The following is a 3,500-nucleotide window of genomic DNA, read 5'->3' as shown; positions in this document are numbered from 1 at the left end:
TCGGCGCCGTGGTGAACCATTGCGGCTCTTGGCTATGGGTAGCATGACCTTTGATCTCTGCCAGCACGGGTAGGCCATCGCGATCGGCGAGAGAGCGTTTTGCAAGGATGAGAGCCGCGGCGCCGTCGGCATTGGCGGAGGAGGCGGCCGGCGTAATAGTGCCGTTGGCGCGGAACGCTGCCTTCAATCCGGGAATCTTGGCTGGATCCACTTTCAGCGGATGCTCGTCGTTCGCGATGATCCGTTGTCCGGCCTTTTCTGTGAGCGTGATCGGCGCGATCTCGGCCCTGAACGCGCCCCCTTCGACCGCGTTGCGCGCGCGGGTCAGCGTCTCGATCGCGTAGGCGTCCTGGTCCTTGCGAGTGAATTGATAAGCCTCCGCTGTGGCCTCGCCGAAATCGCCCATCGAACGCCCGGTTTCATATGCGTCTTCCAACCCGTCCATCATCATGTGATCAATGATCCGGTCGTGCCCGGCGCGATATCCACTCCTTGCTTTCGTCAGCAGATAGGGTGCATTGCTCATGCTTTCCATTCCGCCGGACAGCACGATCTCCGCTGACCCCGCGTTGATGATGTCATGGGCGAGCATGGTCGCCTTCATGCCGGAGCCGCAGACCTTGTTCACGGTGGTGGCGCCGGTCGCGTCGGGCAGTTTGGCGCCGCGCGCAGCCTGACGGGCCGGTGCCTGGCCCTGGCCGGCCGGCAGCACATTGCCCATGAACACCTCGTCGATCTTTTCAGGCGCCAGCTTCGCCCGCTCCAGTGCCGCACCGATAATGTGAGCGCCGAGCTTGTGGGCGCTCAGCGGCGACAACTCGCCCATGAACCGGCCAAGGGGCGTGCGAGCGGCGGAAACAATGACGATGGGATCGGAAACGGCGGCCATCGCGAACTCTCCTGCTGATATCTGTTGTTATATGATGATAGTCATATAAGATGGCAGGCATTGCAATGAAATCTTGCCGCAGCCGTCAAGAAAGCGCGGTTCGAGAATTGTTCCGAGGGGACGAGTACGATTGTACGGCCGGTCCTCCAGGGAGCTTGCACGGGGTGGTGATGCGTTACGGAGAAAACCACAGGCGTCGGACGCACCGTCGGATCGTTGAAAATGCCTCTTACGGTTTACGCCAGAAGGGCGCCAAAGGGCTCAGCGTCATCGATTTGATGAAGCTTGCGGGTCTGACGCATGGCGGCTTCTACAATCATTTCGAGTCGCGTGAGGCGCTTGTTGGCGAGGCGATCGCCTTTGCAATGGACCAAACGACGGAGCGCTGGAAAAAGCTGACTGACAACACGGCCAACGGCGAACGCTTCGCGACCTTGATTGCCGACTATCTGAGTCCGCGGCATCGAGACAATCCCAAACATGGTTGCGCCCTTCCAACCCTCGCTGTCGATATCGCTCGATCGGGCTCCAGCGAGCAACAGGCGTTTGCCGACAAGCTGGAGAAGATGATCGACGTCTTTGTCGAGCTGCTTCCCGATCAGCCACCTCGACAGGCCCGCCAAATCGCGACCGGCGCTATCGCAACCTTGGTTGGATCAATCGTGCTGTCGCGCGCTGTTGGTGCTGGGAAGCTTTCCGACGGAATTCTCGCTGCGGGACGCATGACTGCCAGTGGCCGGACTCAAAAGCCTCGGCGGGCGACAAGGACGATGCGCTGCGACAAATAACAATACCAGGGAGGTCACCATGACGGCCGGCGAGTGGCTCAAAACAGCCTGCAACCTGTGTTACATCAATTGCGGGATCGAGGTGTTCGTGAACAACGAGCGCCTCGAGAAAGTGCGAGGCGACCGTTCGAGCCCGAAATCACAGGGCTATCTCTGCAACAAGGCGACCCGGATTCCCTATTATGCCCATCACAAGGATCGGCTGACCAAGCCACTACGTCGGCGCGCGGACGGAGGCTTCGACGAAATCGAGTGGGACGTGGCGATCGCGGAAATCGCGGCGCGGCTGCGTCAGATCGCGGACAAGCATGGCGGAAAGACTATTGCCCTTTACGGCGGTGGCGGGCAGGGCAACCACGCCGGCGGCGCCTATGCCAGCGGATTATTGCGCGCGCTGGGTTCGCGCAGCGTGTTCAACGCTCTTTCGCAGGAGAAGACCGGCGACTTCTGGGTCAATGGCCACATGTTCGGCAGCCAGACGTGCCACACCGCCGAGGACGTCCATCATTGCGATCTCTTGCTGGTCATCGGTGCAAATCCCTGGATCGCGCACGGCTTCCCCAATGCGCGCGATCATCTCAACCAAATCCGCAAGGATCCGGCCCGCAGGCTGATCGTCATTGATCCCCGGCGCACCGAGACCGCCGAAATGGCGGATCTACATCTCGCAGTGCGTCCGGGTGCCGACACGTTCCTTCTTGGCGCGCTGCTGGCCACGCTTGTCCGCTCCGATCGGATCGACGACGCATTCATTCAGGAGCACACCGTCGGCTTCTCGGAAGTGAGGCAGGCGCTACTGGATATCCCCATTGAACAATGGGCTGCAGCCGCCGATATCTCGATCACGGACCTGGAGCGGTGCGCCGCGATGATCGCAGCCGCGAAGGCCATGGTGGTGCGGGTCGAGCTTGGCATCCAGCAGGGCATCAACTCGACGCTCAACTCCTATCTCGAGAAGCTCCTGATCATGCTTTCCGGAAATTTCGGCCGGAAAGGCACCAACCAACTGCATAGCTGGCTCCAACCGCTATGGGGCAATTCGCCGAACCAGACCTTCGCACCGACTGGCGATGCAATTATCGGGGGCTTGTTGCCGCCCAACATCTTTCCCGAGGCGGTGCTCAACGACCATCCCGACCGGTTGCGATGCGCTTGGGTCGACAGCTCCAATCCAGCCAACACGGCGGCAAACACCGAAGCTGTAGAGCGCGCGCTGCGCTCGCTCGACCTATGCGTCGTGGTCGACGTTGCGATGACCGAAACCGCACGGCTCGCACATTACGTTCTGCCGGCGTCTTCGCAGTTTGAGAAAACGGAATTCACCCTGTTCAATTTCGAGTTTCCGACGAACTATTTCCACGTTCGGGCGGGTGTCCTGGCGCCGCTCGCCGGTACCCTGCCGGAGCCCGAGATCTACACGCGGCTTGCGATCGCCTTGGGACTTCTACCAGGTGACAATGTGCTGGCGCCGCTGCGCGAAATAGCACGGCGCTCGCGACCGGAATTCGCCGCGGCACTTCGTGCTTTCATCGCGGAAAACCCCGGGGCAGTGCCAGCCCTCGTGCTCTACCATACGCTGGGGCAGACGCTTCCGGATGGTACCGCGGCCGCGGCGCCTATGTGGAGCGCGGCACTGGCTTGCGCGAAGCGATCGCCGCAAGCGGTGCGACGGGCAATTGGTGCATCGAACGACGTGGCGGACCATCAACTCGGCGATCTCCTGTTCGACACGATCGTGGCTGCGCGGCAGGGGACGGCGATTACCGAGCACGAGTATGACGAGGTCTGGTCATTGATCAGCCATTCGGACCGCAGGGTTCGAC

Annotated in this window: 3 protein-coding genes; 2 read left to right on the top strand and 1 reads right to left on the bottom strand. The window is 61.2% G+C overall.

What is annotated here, in order from left to right; all coding sequences use genetic code 11:
• Positions 1 to 889, bottom strand: an 889-nt coding sequence (locus tag IVB47_RS04000; RefSeq protein ID WP_247459993.1) for an acetyl-CoA C-acyltransferase, incomplete at its 3' end; no start/stop codon positions are given.
• 170 nt (positions 890 to 1,059) lie between these two features.
• On the opposite strand from IVB47_RS04000, the gene IVB47_RS03995 reads away from it, so the two are divergent.
• Positions 1,060 to 1,677, top strand: a complete 618-nt coding sequence (locus IVB47_RS03995) for a TetR/AcrR family transcriptional regulator (protein WP_247460029.1) — start codon at positions 1,060 to 1,062, stop codon at positions 1,675 to 1,677.
• A 19-nt stretch (positions 1,678 to 1,696) separates the two neighbouring features.
• On the top strand, positions 1,697 to 3,500 hold a 1,804-nt coding region (locus tag IVB47_RS03990; protein ID WP_247459991.1), incomplete at its 3' end, for a molybdopterin-dependent oxidoreductase.

The organism is Bradyrhizobium sp. 62 (assembly GCF_023073035.1).
Lineage (GTDB): Bacteria > Pseudomonadota > Alphaproteobacteria > Rhizobiales > Xanthobacteraceae > Bradyrhizobium.
The sequence above is the reverse complement of the archived record's forward strand: the minus strand, read 5'-3'. Positions and strand labels throughout refer to the sequence as shown.

Excerpts from the sequence above, each read along its gene's own strand:
- IVB47_RS03995 (WP_247460029.1), top strand. The coding sequence starts at position 1,060 with ATGCGTTACGGAGAAAACCACAGGCGTCGGACGCACCGTCGGATCGTT.